The following is a 17366-nucleotide window of genomic DNA, read 5'->3' on the forward strand; positions in this document are numbered from 1 at the left end:
TCGACGAGCGAGACATGGCGGAAGACGCAGCAGTTGCACTTATAACCTGCACCAAACGCCATGTCTCGATGGATGATGCTACGATCAGGCATGCCCGAACCCGATCTGAATTTACTCATTGCGCTCGACGCATTGCTTGCCGATGGCAGCGTGGCCGGGGCTGCGCGTCGACTGGGGTTGAGTGCCTCCGCAATGAGCCGAACCCTCACCCGGCTTCGCGAGGCAACCGGCGACCCGTTACTGGTTCGGGCGGGACGTCGTATGGTGTTGACGCCGCATGCGGAGGCCCTGCGTCAACGCACGCCCAATGCGGTTCACGAGGCACGCGCCGTACTGCGTCCCTCAACGTCTGAACCGGATTTTTCAACGCTGCAGCGCACCTTTACCATTCGTGCCAACGACGGTTTTGTGGAAGCGATCGGCGCTTCACTGATCGCCGCGGCGACCGCGGCCGCGCCGCTCGTGCGTTTGCGTTTTGCGCCCAAGCTTGAAAAAACAGCGGCTTATTTGCGCGATGGCTCCGCTGATCTTGAGATCGGTGTGCTGGGCGAAATGGGTCCGGAAGTTCGCCTGCAGGCATTATTCCGGGACCGCTTTCTTGGCGTGGTCAGACAGGGCCATCCACTCGCCGCGGAGCGCGAGGTGACGGCCGAACGGTACACCGCGTTCGGCCACGTCGTCGCTTCACGGCGCGGCCGCACAAGCGGACCGGTTGATGAGGCACTCGCCGCTTTAGGCCTGGAACGAACAATCGTCGCCGTCGTTCCGAGTTTTCCCGCCGCGCTCGCAGTGGCGCGAGCCTCCGACTTGATCGCGCTTGTGCCGGCTTCGCTTCTAGGCAAGCGGTCTGAACAGCAGGCATTGCCCGCATCCGCCGCCGCGCACTACGCCTTCGAGCTTCCCGTGACGACCGGCGAAATCACGGTATCGCAGATGTGGCATCCTCGCTTAGAGGTCGATCCTGTTCATCGTTGGCTCCGGCAACTGGTGCTAAACGTATGCCGGGAAAGGCTGTAAAGGCTGAATGTAGTTGATGGGCCTTCCAGTCAGAGCCAGCGCAATGCCCGTTCAATCTCCGTCATCCCGATCCCTCGGTGCTTTATCTGGCGTCCGATGACTCGTCCTTCGTGACCGGCACCGCTTCGCTAGTCGATGGCGGCGCATCGATTACGCGCACGTAAACGCCTACTTGCCGCGAATATCGAGGAATCCAAACCCATTCCGGAATCACGTCCCGATTCCGGAAGCATGATCCTCGATGTCCTCGGCAAACCTCTGCAGCAAGCGCACGAGGTCATCGATTTCTTTCTGCTCCCATCGGATGAACAACGCGCGGCCCAGCCGGTCGCACGCTGCATCCACCGCGTCAGTCATCGCCTTGCCCTTAGGTGTCACGACGGCTTGCCGAACGCGACCGTCCTCACTGCCGGCTCTTCGCTCGTCAACCGCTTTGCGCCGAGACGATCCCTCGGAATCGTTACAATGGCCCGCATGAATCCCCCTCTCAACAGCATCGAATGTCAGACATGCTGACCTCCTATTTCTGGAGCGGCGACGCTATCCGCAGTCGGCGCGTGAGCGACATCGTGCTATCGGGCATCGTCGACGTGCCGGCGCCCCCCGTACGTCTGCTTGCAGATTGGGAAAGGGAGATATCGTCGCGTATGGTTCTGGAGCCCGGTGACGTCGAACCCATGCCTTTGCCGCGAGCGCGGGCGCGCTGGCCGGACTACACGCGCTGCGTGCAGGCAATGTCCGATTGGACGGGCGCGCTCGGACTCCCCGCGGTGCTTGCCGCCAGCGACGTCGCCCTCATGGCCAGTCGCGGCGCGAGATACCACCATGACGGTGCGCAATATGGCGGTGCGGCCTTTTGCAATCTCTTCATGAGCGAGGATAGGGGGCTGGACTTGCATTTTCCCGCTTTGGATCATCGCATTCCGCTGACCCGGGGAACGGCGGTGATATTCGATACAGGCCAGCCTCACGGCGTCATTCAGCGCGGCAGCAGCGGTTTTGATGCCGCCGACTTCGCGCCGGACCGGGATTGCGTGCAGATATTCCTGACGTGGGAGCTTCCTATCGAAGATGCCCATGTCGCGCACGCACTGAAGGTTGCCTTCGACGTCGCCCCTGCGGCCTCGTTGCAACCGGATACAGAGCAAGTCTGCCTGAACGGCGATCCGGTCATTGTGTGCCCGGAGTCTGGTCGTTGGTGCCGGGTTGACTAATCATCGTCAGGGTCACTGACTGACGCCACTCGCCGCCTGTATGATTGCGGGTTTGCGCCCAGCGACAACCCGCGCGGGCGGTTCACACAGATCGCGCACCGCCCGCTGCCTACGCTACGCCACCGTATCCATTCACGACAACCCTAAGGAAGACCGCCATGACGGCCACAACGCAATTCGATCAGGTTTCCGTTATCAAACGCGCCAACGTCTACTTCGACGGCAAGTGTGTCTCGCACACCGTTCTCTTCGGCGACGGCTCGCGCAAGACGCTGGGCGTGATCTTGCCCGGCGCGCTCAACTTCGGCACTGACGCACCGGAACTCATGGAAGTGCAGGCCGGCCAATGCCGCATCCGTCTCGAAGGCGGTGATGAGTGGAAGACGTACGGCGCGGGCGAGTCATTCTCGGTGCCCGGCAAGAGCCGCTTCGATATCGACGTAATCGAAACACTCGACTACATCTGCAGCTATCTGTAAATGTAAAGACGGCCGGGCACATCGTGCCCGGCAATGTGCACGCCACTTCGCGCGCGTGCGGCGGCGCAGGCGTGTAAGCTTAGCTTCGCCTTTGTCGCCAGGGACTTCACGTCAATGCCCTCTTCCATCCGCAACTCGCTCGTCTGGATCTTCGATGCATTCGAGCGCGATTCAACCTTTATCAGCAAACGGATGTTCGGCTGCGATGCCGCGTATATCGACGGCCTGTTGTGTCTGGTTGCCGCCGATCGCGACAAGCCGTGGAATGGTTTGCTGATATGCACATCGCAAGAGCGCCACGCCGCGCTCATCGATGAAATGCCCGCCTTGCGGCCGCATCCGGTGCTCGGCAAATGGCTTTATGTCCCGCAAGATGATCCGGCGTTTGAAACCATCGTGGAAAGGATGACGGCCCTCGTGCTCGCACGCGATCCGCGCGTGGGCGTCGAGCCGAAGCCGCGCAAACGTGGCGGCAAATCCACCTTGCCGAAGACATAAGAGATCGCTGCCGCCCGCCTTCCTGCGTGGTCAGATTTCCACGCGCGCGCCCAGCTCGATCACCCGATTGGCTGGTAGCTTGAGATAAGCCGCGACGTTACCGACGTTGTGCAGCATGACCGAGAACAACCGCTCGCGCCACATCGCCATGCTGCTATCACGCGTGGGCACCAAGGTCGCGCGGCTGAGGAAATAGGACGTCTCCGCGGGTTCGAAGGTCAGGCCATACGCCCCACAAACTTTAAGCGCGCAAGGCAGATCGACGACGTCCATGAAGCCATACGTGATCGTGATCTGGTAACAGCCCGAATCGAGCGGGTGCACGCTCACGCGCTGACTCGCGGGAACCCATGGTATCTCCTCATTGTTCACCGTCGCGAAAACGACGCGTTTGTGGAGCACGTGGTTATGCATCAGATTGTTGATCAACGAATGCGGCACGCCATCCGCATCAGGCGACAGAAAGATTGCCGTACCGTCGACCCGGGTCGGTGAACGGGCCAGCAGCGTCGTCAGATAGGATTTGAGCGGCATCGTCCCGGCTCTCACGCGTGCTTCGGCCCGCATCATCTCCCAGCCTCGTCCCCATGTCGCCATGATCGTGTAGATGATCAGCCCGACCAGAAGCGGGAACCAGCCGCCCTCCACGATCTTCAGCAAGTTGGCGGAGAAGAACGCCGCGTCGATGATGAAGAAAAATACGGTCGCAAATACGCAGAGGAACCAGTTGTAATGCCACGCGTAACGAATGACGAAGAACGTCAGGATCGTCGTGATCAGCATCGTGCCGGTGACAGCGATACCGTACGCGGAGCCGAGCGCGGTAGAGGAACCGAAGCCGATCACAGCAGCCACGACGGCAGCCAGTAACGTCCAGTTGATTCCTGGCACGTAGATTTGCCCCATTTCCCTTTCCGACGTGTAGACGACGTTCATGCGCGGCAGGAAGCCGAGTTGCATCGCCTGCTTGGTCATCGAATACGTACCCGAAATAACGGCTTGGGACGCGATGACGGTCGCGACCGTCGACAGCGCGATCATCGGAAACAGCGCCCATTGCGGGAACAGCTTGTAGAACGGATTCTGCAACGCCCCCGGCTCGGCAAGCAGCAAGGCGCCCTGCCCCAGATAGTTCAGGGCGAGCGCGGGAAACACCAGGCCGAACCACGTCAGCCGGATCGGCCTCGCGCCGAAATGTCCCATGTCGGCATACAGCGCTTCCGCGCCCGTCAACGACAAAACGACCGCGCCCAGCGCAACGAACGCCAGCACGCGGTGATGGAGGCAAAATGCCAGCCCCGTGATTGGATTGAGCGCAAACAGAATCGCGGGCGCCCGCATCACGTTGACGACGCCCACCACGGCAAGCACGATGAACCAGAGCACCATCACCGGTCCGAACACGATACCGATCCCGGACGTGCCGCGCTTCTGCATCAGGAACAGGGTAACCAGCGCAATCAGCGTCACCGGAATCACACAGGTCTTGAGAAACGGCGCCGCGACCTCCAGACCTTCGACCGCGCTCAGCACCGAGATTGCCGGCGTAATGACACTGTCGCCGTAGAAGAGCGCCGCCCCCATGATGCCGACAGCCAGCAGCGTACGGCGCAATCGCGGCCGCGTAGCGACCGACGACGCGGCCAGCGCCAGCAAGGCCATGATGCCGCCCTCGCCATGATTATTCGCGCGGAGAATCAGCGTGACGTACTTGAGCGAGACGACGACAATCAGCGACCAGACGATCAGCGACACGATGCCGACTATGTTCAGCGCATTGAGCGACAGGCCATTGCCCGAATCGAACACAGTCTGCAGCGTATACAAGGGGCTGGTGCCGATGTCGCCATACACGATGCCCAGCGCAGCAAGCGCGAGTGCAGGCATCGCCGGACGCTGATGCCCACGCCCGCCGGGATGCCCCGCATCGGGCACGGCGGATACTGACTGGCTCATGTCTCGCTCCAGTTAGCGCTCTCGCAGTGCAACACACGGGCCAGACGGTTGCGTGCGGAACGGCTTAATACTTTTATCTGAAAGTCAGCGTGCCACTCATTCAAAATACACCATTGGCCGGTGCGTATAGAAGGAATTGAACACCATGTCCGACAGCATGCGATGCGCGAGCTTTATTACACGAACCTTTCGTCGCGGTAAGTTCGCACCTGTCTTGGGGGAATAGCTGGCTTCTGCCCAGCACTGAGACCATCCATCGCGACGGCGTGGAAGCCAATTCACGAAGCGGAAGAAAGGGTGGCCCGTCATGACGGGCCACCACGCTCACGATGCATGGAATGAAAGATCGTTTCCAGGTATGGAAATCGATCGATTCCGCTCCGGTTGCTTAATGCCCGGAAAGCAGAACGTTTGCGATGACACCCGTTGCGATCGCTGCGAGCACATAGTCACCGTTCACACCGACCCACTGATACCCGCGCGGCGGCGCTTGCAGGCCATGCTCGTGCCAGTTGTCGACAACGTAGTTACGATCGCGGTACTCCGTCGGCAGCCGCTCTCCCTTGTGCCAATCGTTGTGAGGAACGGGACCGCCCGGCCCACCCAAAGACGCATCGCGCGGCCCGGGCCCACGGCCATATCCATGCTGATCGCCGTGTCCCGGATTGGGTCTGCCGTGCGAAGGCTGGCCGTTGCCGTGATTGTCGTGATTGTCGTCGTGTTGCTGCGCGAAAGCGGCAACAGGCGCGCCGAGTAACGACATGATCAACAGCGGTGCGACGAATGTCGATTTCATGACTTTGCCTCCCAGAGAATGCGATAACAGTGTGGTGTTCGAAGGTGTATCTGTAGTGACGCGCCAGCTGCGTGTTGATCGGCCGCCTATGCGACGTGGTTCATTCATCAACGTCCGCAACGTCTGCGCTGGCAAATAATGTCATAAGAACGCCTGTTCGCCAAAACCGCGCGTGGTTGCTTCGTTGACTCAAGTCACGTGACACGGATTTCTACGATCCTCTACCGCGGAGGCAGGGTCTCTCGAGGCACGACGCACTCAGTGCGCAAAGCTGATCGGCATACCGCTGTGCGGATGCGGCACGGTGCCCATCGTGATGCCGTAGATCGCACTCAGCGTGTCGGCGCGCATCATCTCGGCAGCGCCGCCGCTCGCCAGCAGGTGGCCGCCTTTCAGCGCGATCAGATCGTCGCAAAATCGGCCTGCCATATTGACGTCATGCAGTACCACCACGACGCCGAGGCCCCGCTCTTCGCTGAGTTTGCGTACAAGCCCGAGCACTTCAACCTGATGCGCGATGTCGAGTGCCGAGATCGGCTCGTCGAGCAGAAGCCACTCGCTATCCTGTGCAACGAGCATCGCCAGCCACACGCGCTGACGCTCACCGCCGGAGAGACTGTCGACCGTGCGATCGGCAAAACCGGTCACCTCGGTCAGCTCCATCGCCTCGCGCACCTTGTCCGAGTCTTGCGCCGAAAAACGGCCCAGCGCGCCATGCCACGTATAGCGGCCCAGCGCGACCAGTTCTCGCACCGTCATGCAGTCCGCTGCCGGTAGCTGCTACGGCAAGTAGGCAATTTTGCGCGCGAGTTCGCGGCTGTCCCAATCGGCCAGCCGCTGGCCCGCGAGGTGTATCGTGCCGCCCGTCGGCCGCTGCTGACGCGACCATTGCCACGCAACTCGGCTATACCAACTCGAGTGCGTTCATCACCATGTTCAGGCGGACGATGGGCGAAACACCACAACGCTATCTGAGATGAACAAGCTGAGGGAAACGAGCGGTACGTGAGACGTTTTGTGAGTCAACCTTTCAACCAGCGTGCCCCTGACCGCCCTTTTCGCTGTCGAGATGCGCCATCTGCGCCGCCGCGTAACGTTCACCTGCGGCAGCCCCGTTCGGTACTGCCTGCGCGATCGCAGCCAGATCCTCCGCCGTGAGCGTCACGTCAAGCGCACCGAGCGCTTCGGCAAGACGATCGCGCCGGCGCGCGCCGACGAGCGGCACGATATCGCTGCCTTGAGCGGCAACCCACGCAATCGCGATCTGCGCCACGGAGACGCCCTTCGCTTCGGCCACCTTGCGAAGCGCATCCACGAGCGCGAGATTGCGATCGACATTGTCTCCCTGAAAGCGCGGACTCATGGCGCGGAAGTCGCCCTTCCCCGCCGAGTCTTTGCTCCAGTGACCGCTGATCAGGCCACGCGATAACACGCCATACGCCGTCACGCCAATCCCGAGCTCACGGCACGTCGGCAGTATCTCGTCTTCAATGCCGCGCGAGATCAGCGAGTACTCGATCTGCAGATCGCTCACCGGATGTACCGCCGCCGCACGGCGAATGGTCGTGGCGCCCACTTCGGACAAGCCGACGTACCGCACATAGCCGGCTTTGATCATGTCGGCAATCGCCCCGACCGTGTCCTCGATCGGCACGTTGGGATCGAGCCGCGCAGGACGGTAGATGTCGATATGATCGACACCCAGCCGCTGCAGCGAGTAGGCGAGAAAATTCTTGACCGCCGCGGGCCGCGCATCGTTAAGCGACCAACCGCCTGCGGGGTCGCGCATCGCCCCGAATTTCACACTGATGATCGCCGCGTCGCGGCGTGACGGCGGTGCGCTTTTCAGGGCCTCGCCGATCAGGATTTCGTTGTGGCCGGAGCCGTAGAAATCGCCGGTATCGAGTAACGTGATGCCGGCTTCGAGTGCGGCGTGGATCGTCGCGATGCTTTCAGCGCGGTCTGATGGACCATACATCCCAGACATACCCATGCATCCAAGACCGATGGCGGAGCTTTGCGGACCCGTCTTACCCAGTTGAAGATGTTTCATCATGTTCCTTGGTGGTTGCGCCGCAAGAAAGGCGCTTGACCTGAAGTATCGGCCGAATTTCAGCGTGCGATAATCCCCCTCAATCTGGATGACCCGTGCGGAAATGCGAACAATGCAGGAACCCGATCTTTCCGATCTGAAAGCATTCGTCGCTGTTACGCGGGCACGCGGCTTCCGCCATGCTGCGCTAACGGGCGGCGTGTCGGCTTCATCGCTGAGCGAAGCGGTTCGCCGGCTCGAACAGCAGCTCGGCGTCAGGCTGCTCAATCGCACGACGCGCAGCGTCACGCCAACGGAAGCAGGGCAGCGGCTTTTCGAGCGGCTGGCGCCGGCATTCGGGGAAATCGCCATCGCACTGGATGCGGTGAACCTCTTTCGCGAAAGTCCCACCGGAACGCTAAGGTTGAACGTTCCGTCGATCGCGGCAAGAGAAATCCTGCCCGCTCTCCTCTCCCGTTTCCTGGCCGCTCACCCGGGCATTACGGTGGACGTCGGGACCAACGACACGTTCATCGATATCCTTGCGGCGGGCTTCGACGCCGGCATCCGTTACGACGAACGGCTCGAGCGCGACATGATCGCCGTGCCGATCGGCCCGCGCGTTCAACATTTCGTCGCGGCGGCCTCGCCGTCCTATCTCGCGGCTCGCGGCATACCGCAGCATCCAGGTGAGCTGCTAAACCACGCGTGTATCGGCCACCGCTTCGACAGCGGCGTGCTTGCGACATGGCAATTCGAGCGGGGAGACGACATCGTACCGATCGAGCCAAACGGGCCGATGATCGCCTCCCTGATCGACCTGCAAAGAAGGGCGGCTATCGACGGGCTGGGGATCGTCTATTCGTTTGACGAGTTTCTGCGGCCGGCCATCGAGCGCGGCGAGCTCGTACCGGTACTCGATGAGTGGTGCCAATCCTTCACTGGACCGTTTTTGTACTACCCGAGCCGCACGCATATGCCGGCGCCGCTTCGGGCGTTCGTTGACTTTATTCTTGCCGCTGACGAATCGAGCATTCATCCGCAGCACGGAACGCCAACGTGAACCGGTGCGGGTCACGGCATGGCGTACTCATCGAGTTCTGACAACAACCTCGATCCGCAACGCTTCCCCACCGGCCACAATCGCGAGCAAATGGTCGACGTTCGGATGGGCACCCGGGCGGTTGCGTGCGTCGGCCGTATGCTCCGCGAACACCGCGAGGCCGTGTTCAGCCGCTTTGGCGTCCAGCGTGCCGAAGGCCTGCTGCAGATAGTGGTACACCGCCAACGAGCCCTGCTTGCCCGGCTTGTTCTCGATGCTTGCCACCACGGCGCCCTTGCCGTCGATCAGATCGATACGTTCGATACCGTCAATGGCAGGCAGTTGGGCGAGGTTATCCTTAAACACGTTGCTCGGTTGAATCACTGAAAACACTCCTTCAATTCTAAAAATGGCGGCGAGCCGTATCTTATCCGATAGGGTGTTTTGCATCGCACCCGGCGATGACGCTTCGTGCAGTCTGTTGCGGATGGTTCGGTTTTTACGAACTTTCGCTCCCGGATTAGCAGATTTATCCGATTCATAACCTGCTGCATACTCAGGCTCATTACCACGGCGGACATTGTCCGCGACAGGAGCCCGAACATGCGAACCTACCCGCGCAACAGTCCTCAGGCCGCAGCACGTATCGTCGCGCTGGCCCTCACTTCCGACGGACACGTCAGCAGCGCGGAAGAGCGCGCGCTCGAAAGCCTCGATATTGCCGGTGAACTCGGCCTCGCACCCGCGCAATTCGCGCAGATCGTGCAGGCGCTCTGTGAGGATCAGTCGCTCGCGAACACGCCGTTCACGCCGCCGGTCGGCCAGGTCGACGCGGCCCTGCTCGTCACGCTGATCGACGAGATCGACGACCCCGCGTTGCGCCGCAAGGTGATTCGGTTGTGTATCGCCGTGACGATCGCGGACAACTATCTGGCGGACGGCGAAATCACCCTACTCGCTGCGGTGTTCAACGCGTGGGGGCCCAAGCCCAACCAGAGCGCTAGCCGGCACATCCCGCTGCCGGGCACACTACACGCTCACGCACGTACGGCCGCGATCACCTGAGAAGCGAGCGCATGATGTTGCCCGCGCCGCGAGCGGATCGCGTGGATCTCTTCCACCACGCCTTCCGCTCGACCGAGCCAGCGCAGCCCGCGCAGCAGTGCCACGTCTTCAGCGCCCAGTTCCGCGAGCGGAAACACGCCGAGACCGCGCGCGGCGAACACGGCCATCAGCGCGCTGTCTTCGAATTCCCCGACGATCCGCGGCCGGATATCTTCGGCTTCGAACCAGCGGTCGAGCCGCGCGCGCAATGCACTGTGCCCGGTGGGCAGCAGGACGGGCAGATCGGCGAGGCACTGCGGAAAACCGGCACGGGCGGCCTTGCGGATGATCTCCGCCGGCCCATACCAGTCGACCGGCGAGCCGACGAGACGCTGGCTCACGACGCGCAGGTCCGCATTGTGCGGCGCAGGCTGGCACGCCAGAACGAGATCGAGCCGATGGAGCGCGAGTTCGGACAACAACTGCGCATGTTCGCCCTCATGACATAGCAGTCTGAGCGACGGCGTATCCAGCACCGGCGCGAGCAGCGCGTGTGCGGCGAGCTTGGAAATGCCGTCGGAGAGACCCACCGCGAGCCGCGCAACCCGTTCGCCGCCGGTCTCGCGCATCTCGTCGAGCAGCGCCTCGCCGATCTGAAAAATCTGCTCCGCGCGATTGAATGCCGTCTCGCCGGCTTCCGTCATGGTGACGCCGCGCCCTGCCGGTTTCAGCAATTGACGCCCGATCGATTTCTCCAGCTCACGCACCTGCGCGCTGATCGTCTGAACGGCCATGTCGAGACGCTCGGCCGCGCGCGCGAAGCCGCCCTCCTTCACGACGATCCAGAAATAGTAGAGGTGACGGTAGTTGAGCATGCTGTGGACACTTCGAAAAAAACGATATATCGCTCAGATTATCACTGATTTATCCGAACCATGAAGACGGCGATGATGACGACATACCGACGTTGCCCGTCACCCTTTGCTCACGGACCTCATGGACTCTCTACTCATCCTCGCTGCCGACCCCGCCGTATGGGCTGCGCTTCTCACGCTGGTCGTGATGGAAATCGTGCTCGGCATCGACAACCTGATCTTCATCTCGATTCTCAGCAACAAGCTGCCGGAAGCACAACGCGCGCGGATACAGCGCCTCGGCATCATGCTCGCGCTCGTGTTGCGGCTCGGCCTGCTTGGCACCGTCGCGTGGATTGCGCAACTGACCGCGCCCGCCGTGACGCTCTTCGGCCACGCGTTTTCATGGCGCGACCTGATCCTGCTCGGCGGCGGCCTGTTCCTCGTCTGGAAGGCGACCAGTGAGATTCGCCACCACGTCGTCCAGGTTGACGAGGCACGCGACCAGGCGGGCACGATCGTGCAGTTGACTGCCATGGCTGCGATTGGACAGATCCTGGTGCTCGACATCGTGTTTTCGGTCGACAGCATCATCACCGCGGTCGGAATGACCGAGCACATGCCGATCATGTTCATTGCCGTGATTGCCGCGGTCACGGTGATGCTGTTCGCCGCCGGCCCGCTGTCGCGCTTCATCGAGCGTAATCCGACCATCGTCATGCTCGCGCTCGGCTTCCTGCTCGTGATCGGCATGACACTAATCGCAGAGGGTTTCGGTTCGCACATCCCGAAGGCCTACATCTACGCGGCCATGGCGTTCTCCGCGTTTGTCGAAGCACTGAACATGCTCGCGCGCCGGGCGAAATCGAAGCGCACGGTTGCTGCGAGTCAATAAGCGCCCAGGTTACGGGCGCGTCCGAAAAGCGCGGTTCGACATGTTCGATTTCGACTGAACGTGTCCGCGAGTAGAAGAACCCGGCAGCCAGTATCAAATCAAGGGCGCGCGCTGTTGTCAGCCGCGCCCTTTTACTTGCCCCTCCGACATGGCCTCATGCCATCGTCGAACCCTTCATATAAATAACAAAGTGTCGCGTGTCATCGATAGAGTGAACTGGCGCGTTAAAGCGTTAACGGGTTAAGCAGATTAAGCGTGACCTACGCACTGAATCCCCTTGCACCCGCCGCCGTGATGTTCCCCCAAATCTTTTCGCGCCCGTCTATCGTTCAGATGCCAATTTCCCTCGTTTCAATTAAAAAAACCGGCGCCCTTGCCGCGCTAATTTACTGCACGCTAACTATGGCGATGCCGGCACGGGCAGCCGACAACGTGATCGTGCTCGACTCCGGCGAGGCGCAACTGACGCTGATCGACCCCGTCACGCACAAGGTCATCGGCACCGAGCCGACCGGTAAAGAACCGCATCATCTGATGATTACGCCCGACGGCCACTCGCTCATCGTGGCGGATTCGATCTCGAACAACCTCATGTTTCTCGATCCGCACACCGGTAAGGTGCAGCGCAAGGTCGAAGATATTGAAGACCCCTATCAGCTCGGTTTCTCGCCCGATCACAAATGGTTTGTCACCGCTGGCCTGCGGCTCGATCGCGTCGACGTGTATCACTACGACGGCCAGAATATGACGCTCGCCAAACGTGTCCCGCTCTCGAAGACGCCGAGCCACATGACGTTCTCGTCCGATAGCAAGACTGTGTTCGTCACGCTGCAAGACACGGGCGAAGTGGCCGCGATCGATCTGGCGACGCAGACGGTGCTCTGGAAACTGCATGTCGGCAATACGCCCGCCGGCCTCTGGATGACGCCGGGCGACCGCTATCTGCTGATCGGCATGACGGGCGAAGACGACGTCGCCGTGGTCGACTGGCAGAAACAGCAAGTCGTGAAAAGAATCCAGACGGGTCGCGGCGCGCACAATTTCCGCAACCTCGACGACGGCCAGCACGTGGCGCTAACGAACCGCGTGGAAAGCACGATCAGCATTCTCGATTACAACACGCTGACGAAAACCGCCGACATCACCGGACTCATGCCCGGCCCTGACGACATGGAACTGTCCGCCGATCGCCGCTACCTGTGGGTCACTTTCCGTTTTTCGCGGCATGTCGGCATCATTGATCTGACGACGCATAAACTTATCGACACGATCGCGGTCGGACGTTCACCGCACGGTTTGTATTTTGCCAACCGAGCTCCCGTGTATGCGCCCAATCCAGACTGAACAGGCTTTCGTTTCGATGACAGAACCCGCAATCCCAAGAGGCTTTCGATGATCCACGAAATCATCGCGCAACTCGACAATGGCATCTCGACGCTGCAGACACTCCTGTACGTCGACGTGGTGCAGCCGTTTTTCTATCGCTTCGGCCTGATGGGATATGACGAGGACACCTACGATGCACTCTATTGGGTGATCGTCGGCGTGCTGCAAATCCTGGTCACGTATATCGCCTTGCGGCCGCTGGAAGCGCTGCGGCCCATCGAGGCGTGGTCCGATCGAAAAGCGCTGCGCGCCGATGTGATCTACACGTGGATCGCCAAGCTCGGCATCCTCAATATCGCGTTCTTCTTCATGCTGCAGCCGCTGTTCAATCACTGGCAGAGCTTGATGGCGATCTACAACGTGCCGAACATCGACATCGACGGCGTGTGGCCCGGTGTCACCGATCAGCCGGTTGTGTCGTTCCTCATCTATCTGATCGTGCTCGATTTCTTCGGGTACTGGTATCACCGCTGGCAGCACCGCTTCGGCGTGTGGTGGGAACTGCACGCGGTGCACCACAGCCAGCAGCAGATGTCGTTGTGGGCCGACGACCGCAATCACTTTCTCGACGACATCATTCAGGCCGCGTTCTTTGCCGCGATTTCGCTGTTCATTGGCGTGCAGCCGACGCAGTTCGTCGTGCTGGTCGCGGTCGGCAACTTCATGCAAAGCGTGCAGCACGTGAATGCGCGGTTGCCATATGGATGGCTGCTCGAACGCACGATCGTGAGCCCGATTTTTCACCGGCGTCATCACGCGGTCGGTTACGGCCATGAAGGCACGCGCTACGGCTGTAACTTCGGCGTGCTGTTTCCGTGGTGGGACATGATGTTCAGGACCGCGTCGTGGGATCGTGCCGTCGAGCCGACCGGCATTCGCGACCAGTTGCCGGCACCGCACGGCGCGGGGCGCTCCTATGGCGAGGGTTTGATCGCACAGCAATGGCGCGCATTCGGCCGCATCGCCATGCGGCTGCGGGGGCAACGCAATTACGGCAGCGTGACGGACTGATTGTCATTGTCGTGGAGCGGGCGCGGCTCCCATCGCGGCCCGCTCGCCAGATCGTAGATCGCGACTGAAGGCCCGGCTGCCACCGTGAAGGCCACCCAGCGAAAACGAGCGGTTAGCGACTAGCGGGGACCTCATCCCAACCCCACCGCTCGCGCGATCAGCCACACCCCTGCGCCAACGATGCAGGCCCCAATGACGCGCGCCACGCGCTCACCACGCGGTGCAAGACGTTCGACGGTGATAGCCGCCGCCACGACGGTCATCACCCGCCAATCCATGACCCCGCCCACGAGAAGGACCATCGTCAAGCCTGCACAGCAGTAGCTGCAGTGGAGACCGAGGCGCAGGCCATGTCGCCATGCCGTGGCGGCGTCCGCGGGTAATGCGGGTGAGCTGGGCAACGCGGCCACCCCAGCCAACATCAGGCAGCGCCCAGGCGTCTCGCGGCAGCAGGCCAGGTGCCGCGCCTTCCATGCCGTGAACTGCAGCGCCCCGGCGAGAAGCACCACCACACCGACCGCGAGCGGAACCGCGCGTGCCAGCGCTGGCAGCGCTATCTCAAGTGCCGCCAGCGCGGCGCCCAGCGGAAATGCGGCCACGCCGAATACGGTCCACACAAAGAAATACCCGGCGCCCACCCACGCCGTCAGCCAGCCCAAACGGGTCTCGCCTATCCCGCCGACGGCCTGCCGGTAACGCCACAGCATGGGTACAAGAGAGGGCAGCATCATCGCGACCATCATCACTATCCACATGCCGAGGAACAACGCCGCGACGCCGGGCCATGTCTGTCCGCACATCCGCATCCATGCCGCCGACATCGTCCAGCCGCCCGGCATCGGCATCTCGCCCATCGCCGACATGGACGCGGCGCCGATTATCGTCACCGCCGCGCTAACAGCGAAGAGCAGCGCCGAGACGCCGAAGAACGCCCGCTGCGAAACTCGCGCTTCGACCAGGCGTCCCGACATCTCCCGTCCGCCGGTTGCGCTAACGTGTCCCATGGCCGGGCTCAGCGCTTCTCGTACTCGTCGTGCCGCTTCCACCAGACGCCCGTCTCGTTGCGCCCCTTGGGAGCACGGTCGAGCCACTGGTACATGCCCCAGATGCCGTCCACGCCGCGCGCATAGGTGGAATACGTGTGATAGACAACGCCGTCCTCGAGTACGAACGCGCTTAAGCCCGGCCGGTCGCGCGTGTAGGTCGCCGCGTCGGTGCCACAGGTGGCCGCGAACTGGGCGACGGGCGCCGGGACCTGTGTCGTCTCGTCCATCGCGTGGCCGCCGCGCTCGTAGTTGTACTCGATACTTCCTTCACGCTGCTGCGCCTCGGTGAACGCGATGTTGAAGTCGAAGTTGAAGTCGCTTCCGGACGAGGACGCCCAGGGAAACGTCCATCCCATCCGGCGCTGGTAGGTCTTCAGCTTCTCGAGCGGTGCCCGCGACACGGCCGAAAGCGTGACGTCGTGATTCGCCAGATGAACGACGAGGCCGTCGAACCCATCCGCGATCGCGGAGCACGACGGGCAGCCCGCCTTGTAGTCCGGCCCGAACATGAAGTGGTACACGAGGAGCTGCGAACGTCCCTTGAACAGGTCGGCCAGCGTGGCGCTTCCCGCCTCGGTTTCGAACCGGTACGTCTTGTCGACGCGTACCCAGGGCAGCGCCTGCCGCTGCCGCACCAGTTCGTCGCTCTGCCGCGTAAGCGCCTTTTCCGCCTTAAGCAGATCGAGCCGCGCCGCCAGCCACTCGTCACGTGTCCCGGTCGTATGTGTCGTGGTCATGCTTCCCTCCTTGGGAGTCCTTCGTCGTTCGTGCAATTGCAGATACGACGAACGGGTTGGTGGTCGTGCTAGATTAGTCACGGACACCGAACGGTGGGAGTGACAAGTGTGGCGGGATTCGAATCGACCATGGACGCGCGGGTAACGGCCGCGGCGCGGGCACTCGCGGCCGGGGACCCGCTCGGCGCACTGAACCGGGTTGCCTTGCGCGACGACGCCCCTGCGCTCGCTCTGCGAGGCATCGCCATGGCCCAGCTCGGCGATCTCGTTCGGGCGAAGGCGCTTGTGCGAAGTGCAGCACGCGCCTTCGGTCCAAAAGAGCCCGTAGCCCGCGCGAGATGCGTGGTCGCCGAGGCCGAAATCGCGCTCGCCTCGCGCGATCTGGGCTGGCCCGCCAAGGCGCTCGATGCCGCACGGGCAACGCTGGAAGCCCACGGCGACCGGCTGAACGCCGCACATGCGCGGTATCTCGAAGTCCGGCGCCTGCTCCTGATCGGACGCCTCGACGAGGCCGAGCGCCTGCTCGCCAGACTCGACCCCACGCCGTTCCCGCCCGCGTCGAGAGCCGCCCACGAACTGGCCGTCGCGGGCATCGCCATGCGCCGCCTCGACACGAAGACGGCTCGCGCTGCGCTGGCAAGGGCCGAGCGCGCCGCGCGTCATGCCGGCATCCCGTCGCTGACGGCGGAAGTCGAAAGCGCACGCCTTCTGCTGAACACACCCGCGGCGCGTCTGATTGCGCGTGGCGAGGCGCGGCCCCTCCTGCTCGAGGAAGTTGAAGCGTTACTGGCGTCGAAGGCGCTCGTCGTGGATGCGTGCCGTTATGTCGTACGTGAAACCAACATCGTGGTGCCGCTCGCGCGGCGTCCGGTGCTGTTCGCGCTCGCACGCGCACTGGCCGAAGCGTGGCCCGAAGACGTCTCGAGGAACGTACTCATCGCACGGGCATTCAGGACGAAGCACGCCGATGACTCGCATCGCGCGCGGCTGCGAGTCGAAATCGGACGGCTTCGCGCATTGCTTGGGCCGTTAGCCGGCGTGAGCGCGACGAAGCGCGGCTTTGCGCTCGTGCCGCACGGCGCGCGCGAGGTTGTCGTGCTCGCGCGCCCGGTCGAAGAACCGCATGCGATGGTGCTCGCCTTCCTCGCCGATGGTGAATCGTGGTCGAGCTCCGCGCTCGCGATTGCGCTGGACGCCAGCCAGCGCACCATGCAGCGGGCACTCGATTCGCTGGCGACGGCCGGCAAGGTGCAGTCGTTCGGTCGCGGGCGGGCGCGGCGCTGGATGACGCCGCCCATGCCCGGATTCACGACGACTTTGTTACTCCCCGCTCCCCTCTCGAGTGATTAGGATGGATCC

General features: G+C 62.3%; 19 protein-coding genes and 1 pseudogene. 11 read left to right on the forward strand and 9 right to left on the reverse strand.

The window, feature by feature from the left end:
* Nucleotides 1-90 precede the first annotated feature (90 nt).
* Both PQQ52_RS07715 and PQQ52_RS07720 read left to right on the forward strand, forming a co-directional pair.
* Nucleotides 91-1017 carry a LysR family transcriptional regulator gene (locus PQQ52_RS07715; protein WP_408208753.1) on the forward strand — a complete coding sequence of 309 codons (927 nt, stop codon included), beginning with the start codon at nucleotides 91-93 and terminating at the stop codon, nucleotides 1015-1017.
* A gap of 74 nt (nucleotides 1018-1091) precedes the next feature.
* Nucleotides 1092-1181: pseudogene (locus PQQ52_RS07720) on the forward strand (SDR family oxidoreductase); the annotation flags it as partial.
* 46 nt (nucleotides 1182-1227) lie between these two features.
* On the opposite strand, the gene PQQ52_RS07725 reads toward PQQ52_RS07720, so the two are convergent.
* Nucleotides 1228-1374, reverse strand: coding sequence for a hypothetical protein (locus PQQ52_RS07725; RefSeq protein WP_408208756.1), 147 nt, complete (start codon nucleotides 1372-1374; stop codon nucleotides 1228-1230).
* 143 nt (nucleotides 1375-1517) lie between these two features.
* Here PQQ52_RS07725 and PQQ52_RS07730 point away from each other — a divergent pair, with 143 nt between their 5' ends.
* The 3 genes from PQQ52_RS07730 to PQQ52_RS07740 all read left to right on the forward strand — a co-directional run bounded on the left by PQQ52_RS07730 (nucleotide 1518) and on the right by PQQ52_RS07740 (nucleotide 3208).
* Nucleotides 1518-2231: a hypothetical protein gene (locus PQQ52_RS07730; protein WP_408208758.1), complete on the forward strand. Its 714-nt coding sequence runs from the start codon at nucleotides 1518-1520 to the stop codon at nucleotides 2229-2231.
* Between the two features lie 158 nt (nucleotides 2232-2389).
* Nucleotides 2390-2710 (forward strand): pyrimidine/purine nucleoside phosphorylase, encoded by a 321-nt coding sequence (gene ppnP / locus PQQ52_RS07735; RefSeq protein WP_408208760.1) that lies wholly within the window; start codon nucleotides 2390-2392, stop codon nucleotides 2708-2710.
* Nucleotides 2711-2824: 114 nt separating this feature from the next.
* Nucleotides 2825-3208, forward strand: coding sequence for a hypothetical protein (locus tag PQQ52_RS07740; protein WP_408208763.1), 384 nt, complete (start codon nucleotides 2825-2827; stop codon nucleotides 3206-3208).
* 30 nt (nucleotides 3209-3238) lie between these two features.
* On the opposite strand, the gene PQQ52_RS07745 is transcribed toward PQQ52_RS07740, so the two are convergent.
* The 4 genes from PQQ52_RS07745 to PQQ52_RS07760 form a co-directional block, all read right to left on the reverse strand.
* Complete coding sequence (locus PQQ52_RS07745; protein ID WP_408208765.1) at nucleotides 3239-5164, reverse strand: potassium transporter Kup; 1926 nt, start codon at nucleotides 5162-5164, stop codon at nucleotides 3239-3241.
* Nucleotides 5165-5552: 388 nt separating this feature from the next.
* Nucleotides 5553-5960, reverse strand: a complete 408-nt coding sequence (locus tag PQQ52_RS07750) for an RcnB family protein (RefSeq protein ID WP_408208767.1) — start codon at nucleotides 5958-5960, stop codon at nucleotides 5553-5555.
* A gap of 258 nt (nucleotides 5961-6218) precedes the next feature.
* Nucleotides 6219-6719 carry an ATP-binding cassette domain-containing protein gene (locus PQQ52_RS07755; protein WP_408208768.1) on the reverse strand — a complete coding sequence of 167 codons (501 nt, stop codon included), beginning with the start codon at nucleotides 6717-6719 and terminating at the stop codon, nucleotides 6219-6221.
* Nucleotides 6720-6990: 271 nt separating this feature from the next.
* Entirely contained in the window at nucleotides 6991-8013 is a 1023-nt protein-coding gene (locus PQQ52_RS07760; protein WP_408209548.1) for an aldo/keto reductase, read from the reverse strand.
* A gap of 112 nt (nucleotides 8014-8125) precedes the next feature.
* Between PQQ52_RS07760 and PQQ52_RS07765 the strand changes: the two genes are divergently transcribed.
* Nucleotides 8126-9055 carry a LysR family transcriptional regulator gene (locus tag PQQ52_RS07765; protein WP_408208771.1) on the forward strand — a complete coding sequence of 310 codons (930 nt, stop codon included), beginning with the start codon at nucleotides 8126-8128 and terminating at the stop codon, nucleotides 9053-9055.
* 27 nt (nucleotides 9056-9082) lie between these two features.
* On the opposite strand, the gene PQQ52_RS07770 is transcribed toward PQQ52_RS07765, so the two are convergent.
* Nucleotides 9083-9418 carry a DUF2322 family protein gene (locus PQQ52_RS07770; protein ID WP_408208774.1) on the reverse strand — a complete coding sequence of 112 codons (336 nt, stop codon included), beginning with the start codon at nucleotides 9416-9418 and terminating at the stop codon, nucleotides 9083-9085.
* Between the two features lie 219 nt (nucleotides 9419-9637).
* On the opposite strand from PQQ52_RS07770, the gene PQQ52_RS07775 reads away from it, so the two are divergent.
* A complete protein-coding gene (locus PQQ52_RS07775) occupies nucleotides 9638-10099 on the forward strand; it encodes a TerB family tellurite resistance protein (RefSeq protein ID WP_408208777.1) in 462 nt (153 codons plus the stop codon).
* On the opposite strand, the gene PQQ52_RS07780 is transcribed toward PQQ52_RS07775, so the two are convergent.
* Complete coding sequence (locus PQQ52_RS07780; protein WP_408208780.1) at nucleotides 10072-10953, reverse strand: LysR family transcriptional regulator; 882 nt, start codon at nucleotides 10951-10953, stop codon at nucleotides 10072-10074. The two genes, PQQ52_RS07775 and PQQ52_RS07780, sit on opposite strands and share 28 nt — an antisense overlap.
* A gap of 121 nt (nucleotides 10954-11074) precedes the next feature.
* Between PQQ52_RS07780 and PQQ52_RS07785 the strand changes: the two genes are divergently transcribed.
* From PQQ52_RS07785 to PQQ52_RS07795, 3 genes are all read left to right on the forward strand, one after another.
* Nucleotides 11075-11827 (forward strand): TerC family protein, encoded by a 753-nt coding sequence (locus tag PQQ52_RS07785; RefSeq protein WP_408208783.1) that lies wholly within the window; start codon nucleotides 11075-11077, stop codon nucleotides 11825-11827.
* 333 nt (nucleotides 11828-12160) lie between these two features.
* Nucleotides 12161-13171, forward strand: a complete 1011-nt coding sequence (locus PQQ52_RS07790; RefSeq protein WP_494478222.1) for a YVTN family beta-propeller repeat protein — start codon at nucleotides 12161-12163, stop codon at nucleotides 13169-13171.
* Between the two features lie 48 nt (nucleotides 13172-13219).
* Entirely contained in the window at nucleotides 13220-14224 is a 1005-nt protein-coding gene (locus PQQ52_RS07795) for a sterol desaturase family protein (RefSeq protein ID WP_408208789.1), read from the forward strand.
* A 131-nt stretch (nucleotides 14225-14355) separates the two neighbouring features.
* Here PQQ52_RS07795 and PQQ52_RS07800 read toward each other — a convergent pair whose 3' ends face one another.
* Both PQQ52_RS07800 and PQQ52_RS07805 read right to left on the reverse strand, forming a co-directional pair.
* Complete coding sequence (locus PQQ52_RS07800; protein ID WP_408208792.1) at nucleotides 14356-15228, reverse strand: DUF2182 domain-containing protein; 873 nt, start codon at nucleotides 15226-15228, stop codon at nucleotides 14356-14358.
* Nucleotides 15229-15236: 8 nt separating this feature from the next.
* The gene (locus tag PQQ52_RS07805) at nucleotides 15237-16007 is read right to left on the reverse strand and encodes a DUF899 domain-containing protein (RefSeq protein WP_408208795.1); all 771 of its coding nucleotides are present in this window, start codon (nucleotides 16005-16007) and stop codon (nucleotides 15237-15239) included.
* 129 nt (nucleotides 16008-16136) lie between these two features.
* Here PQQ52_RS07805 and PQQ52_RS07810 point away from each other — a divergent pair, with 129 nt between their 5' ends.
* Nucleotides 16137-17357, forward strand: a complete 1221-nt coding sequence (locus PQQ52_RS07810; RefSeq protein WP_408209551.1) for a winged helix-turn-helix domain-containing protein — start codon at nucleotides 16137-16139, stop codon at nucleotides 17355-17357.
* Nucleotides 17358-17366 lie beyond the last annotated feature (9 nt).

It is taken from the genome of Paraburkholderia sediminicola (assembly GCF_046030555.1).
GTDB lineage: Bacteria > Pseudomonadota > Gammaproteobacteria > Burkholderiales > Burkholderiaceae > Paraburkholderia > Paraburkholderia sediminicola_E.

Coding starts and splice junctions, on each gene's coding strand:
- PQQ52_RS07810 (WP_408209551.1), top strand. CDS start 16,137: ATGGACGCGCGGGTAACGGCCGCGGCGCGGGCACTCGCGGCCGGGGAC.
- PQQ52_RS07795 (WP_408208789.1), top strand. CDS start 13,220: ATGATCCACGAAATCATCGCGCAACTCGACAATGGCATCTCGACGCTG.
- PQQ52_RS07800 (WP_408208792.1), bottom strand. CDS start 15,228: ATGGGACACGTTAGCGCAACCGGCGGACGGGAGATGTCGGGACGCCTG.
- PQQ52_RS07750 (WP_408208767.1), bottom strand. CDS start 5,960: ATGAAATCGACATTCGTCGCACCGCTGTTGATCATGTCGTTACTCGGC.
- PQQ52_RS07775 (WP_408208777.1), top strand. CDS start 9,638: ATGCGAACCTACCCGCGCAACAGTCCTCAGGCCGCAGCACGTATCGTC.
- PQQ52_RS07745 (WP_408208765.1), bottom strand. CDS start 5,164: ATGAGCCAGTCAGTATCCGCCGTGCCCGATGCGGGGCATCCCGGCGGG.
- ppnP (WP_408208760.1), top strand. CDS start 2,390: ATGACGGCCACAACGCAATTCGATCAGGTTTCCGTTATCAAACGCGCC.
- PQQ52_RS07805 (WP_408208795.1), bottom strand. CDS start 16,007: ATGACCACGACACATACGACCGGGACACGTGACGAGTGGCTGGCGGCG.
- PQQ52_RS07725 (WP_408208756.1), bottom strand. CDS start 1,374: ATGACTGACGCGGTGGATGCAGCGTGCGACCGGCTGGGCCGCGCGTTG.
- PQQ52_RS07780 (WP_408208780.1), bottom strand. CDS start 10,953: ATGCTCAACTACCGTCACCTCTACTATTTCTGGATCGTCGTGAAGGAG.
- PQQ52_RS07755 (WP_408208768.1), bottom strand. CDS start 6,719: ATGACGGTGCGAGAACTGGTCGCGCTGGGCCGCTATACGTGGCATGGC.
- PQQ52_RS07760 (WP_408209548.1), bottom strand. CDS start 8,013: ATGAAACATCTTCAACTGGGTAAGACGGGTCCGCAAAGCTCCGCCATC.
- PQQ52_RS07730 (WP_408208758.1), top strand. CDS start 1,518: ATGTCAGACATGCTGACCTCCTATTTCTGGAGCGGCGACGCTATCCGC.
- PQQ52_RS07740 (WP_408208763.1), top strand. CDS start 2,825: ATGCCCTCTTCCATCCGCAACTCGCTCGTCTGGATCTTCGATGCATTC.
- PQQ52_RS07765 (WP_408208771.1), top strand. CDS start 8,126: ATGCAGGAACCCGATCTTTCCGATCTGAAAGCATTCGTCGCTGTTACG.
- PQQ52_RS07785 (WP_408208783.1), top strand. CDS start 11,075: ATGGACTCTCTACTCATCCTCGCTGCCGACCCCGCCGTATGGGCTGCG.
- PQQ52_RS07715 (WP_408208753.1), top strand. CDS start 91: ATGCCCGAACCCGATCTGAATTTACTCATTGCGCTCGACGCATTGCTT.
- PQQ52_RS07790 (WP_494478222.1), top strand. CDS start 12,161: ATGCCAATTTCCCTCGTTTCAATTAAAAAAACCGGCGCCCTTGCCGCG.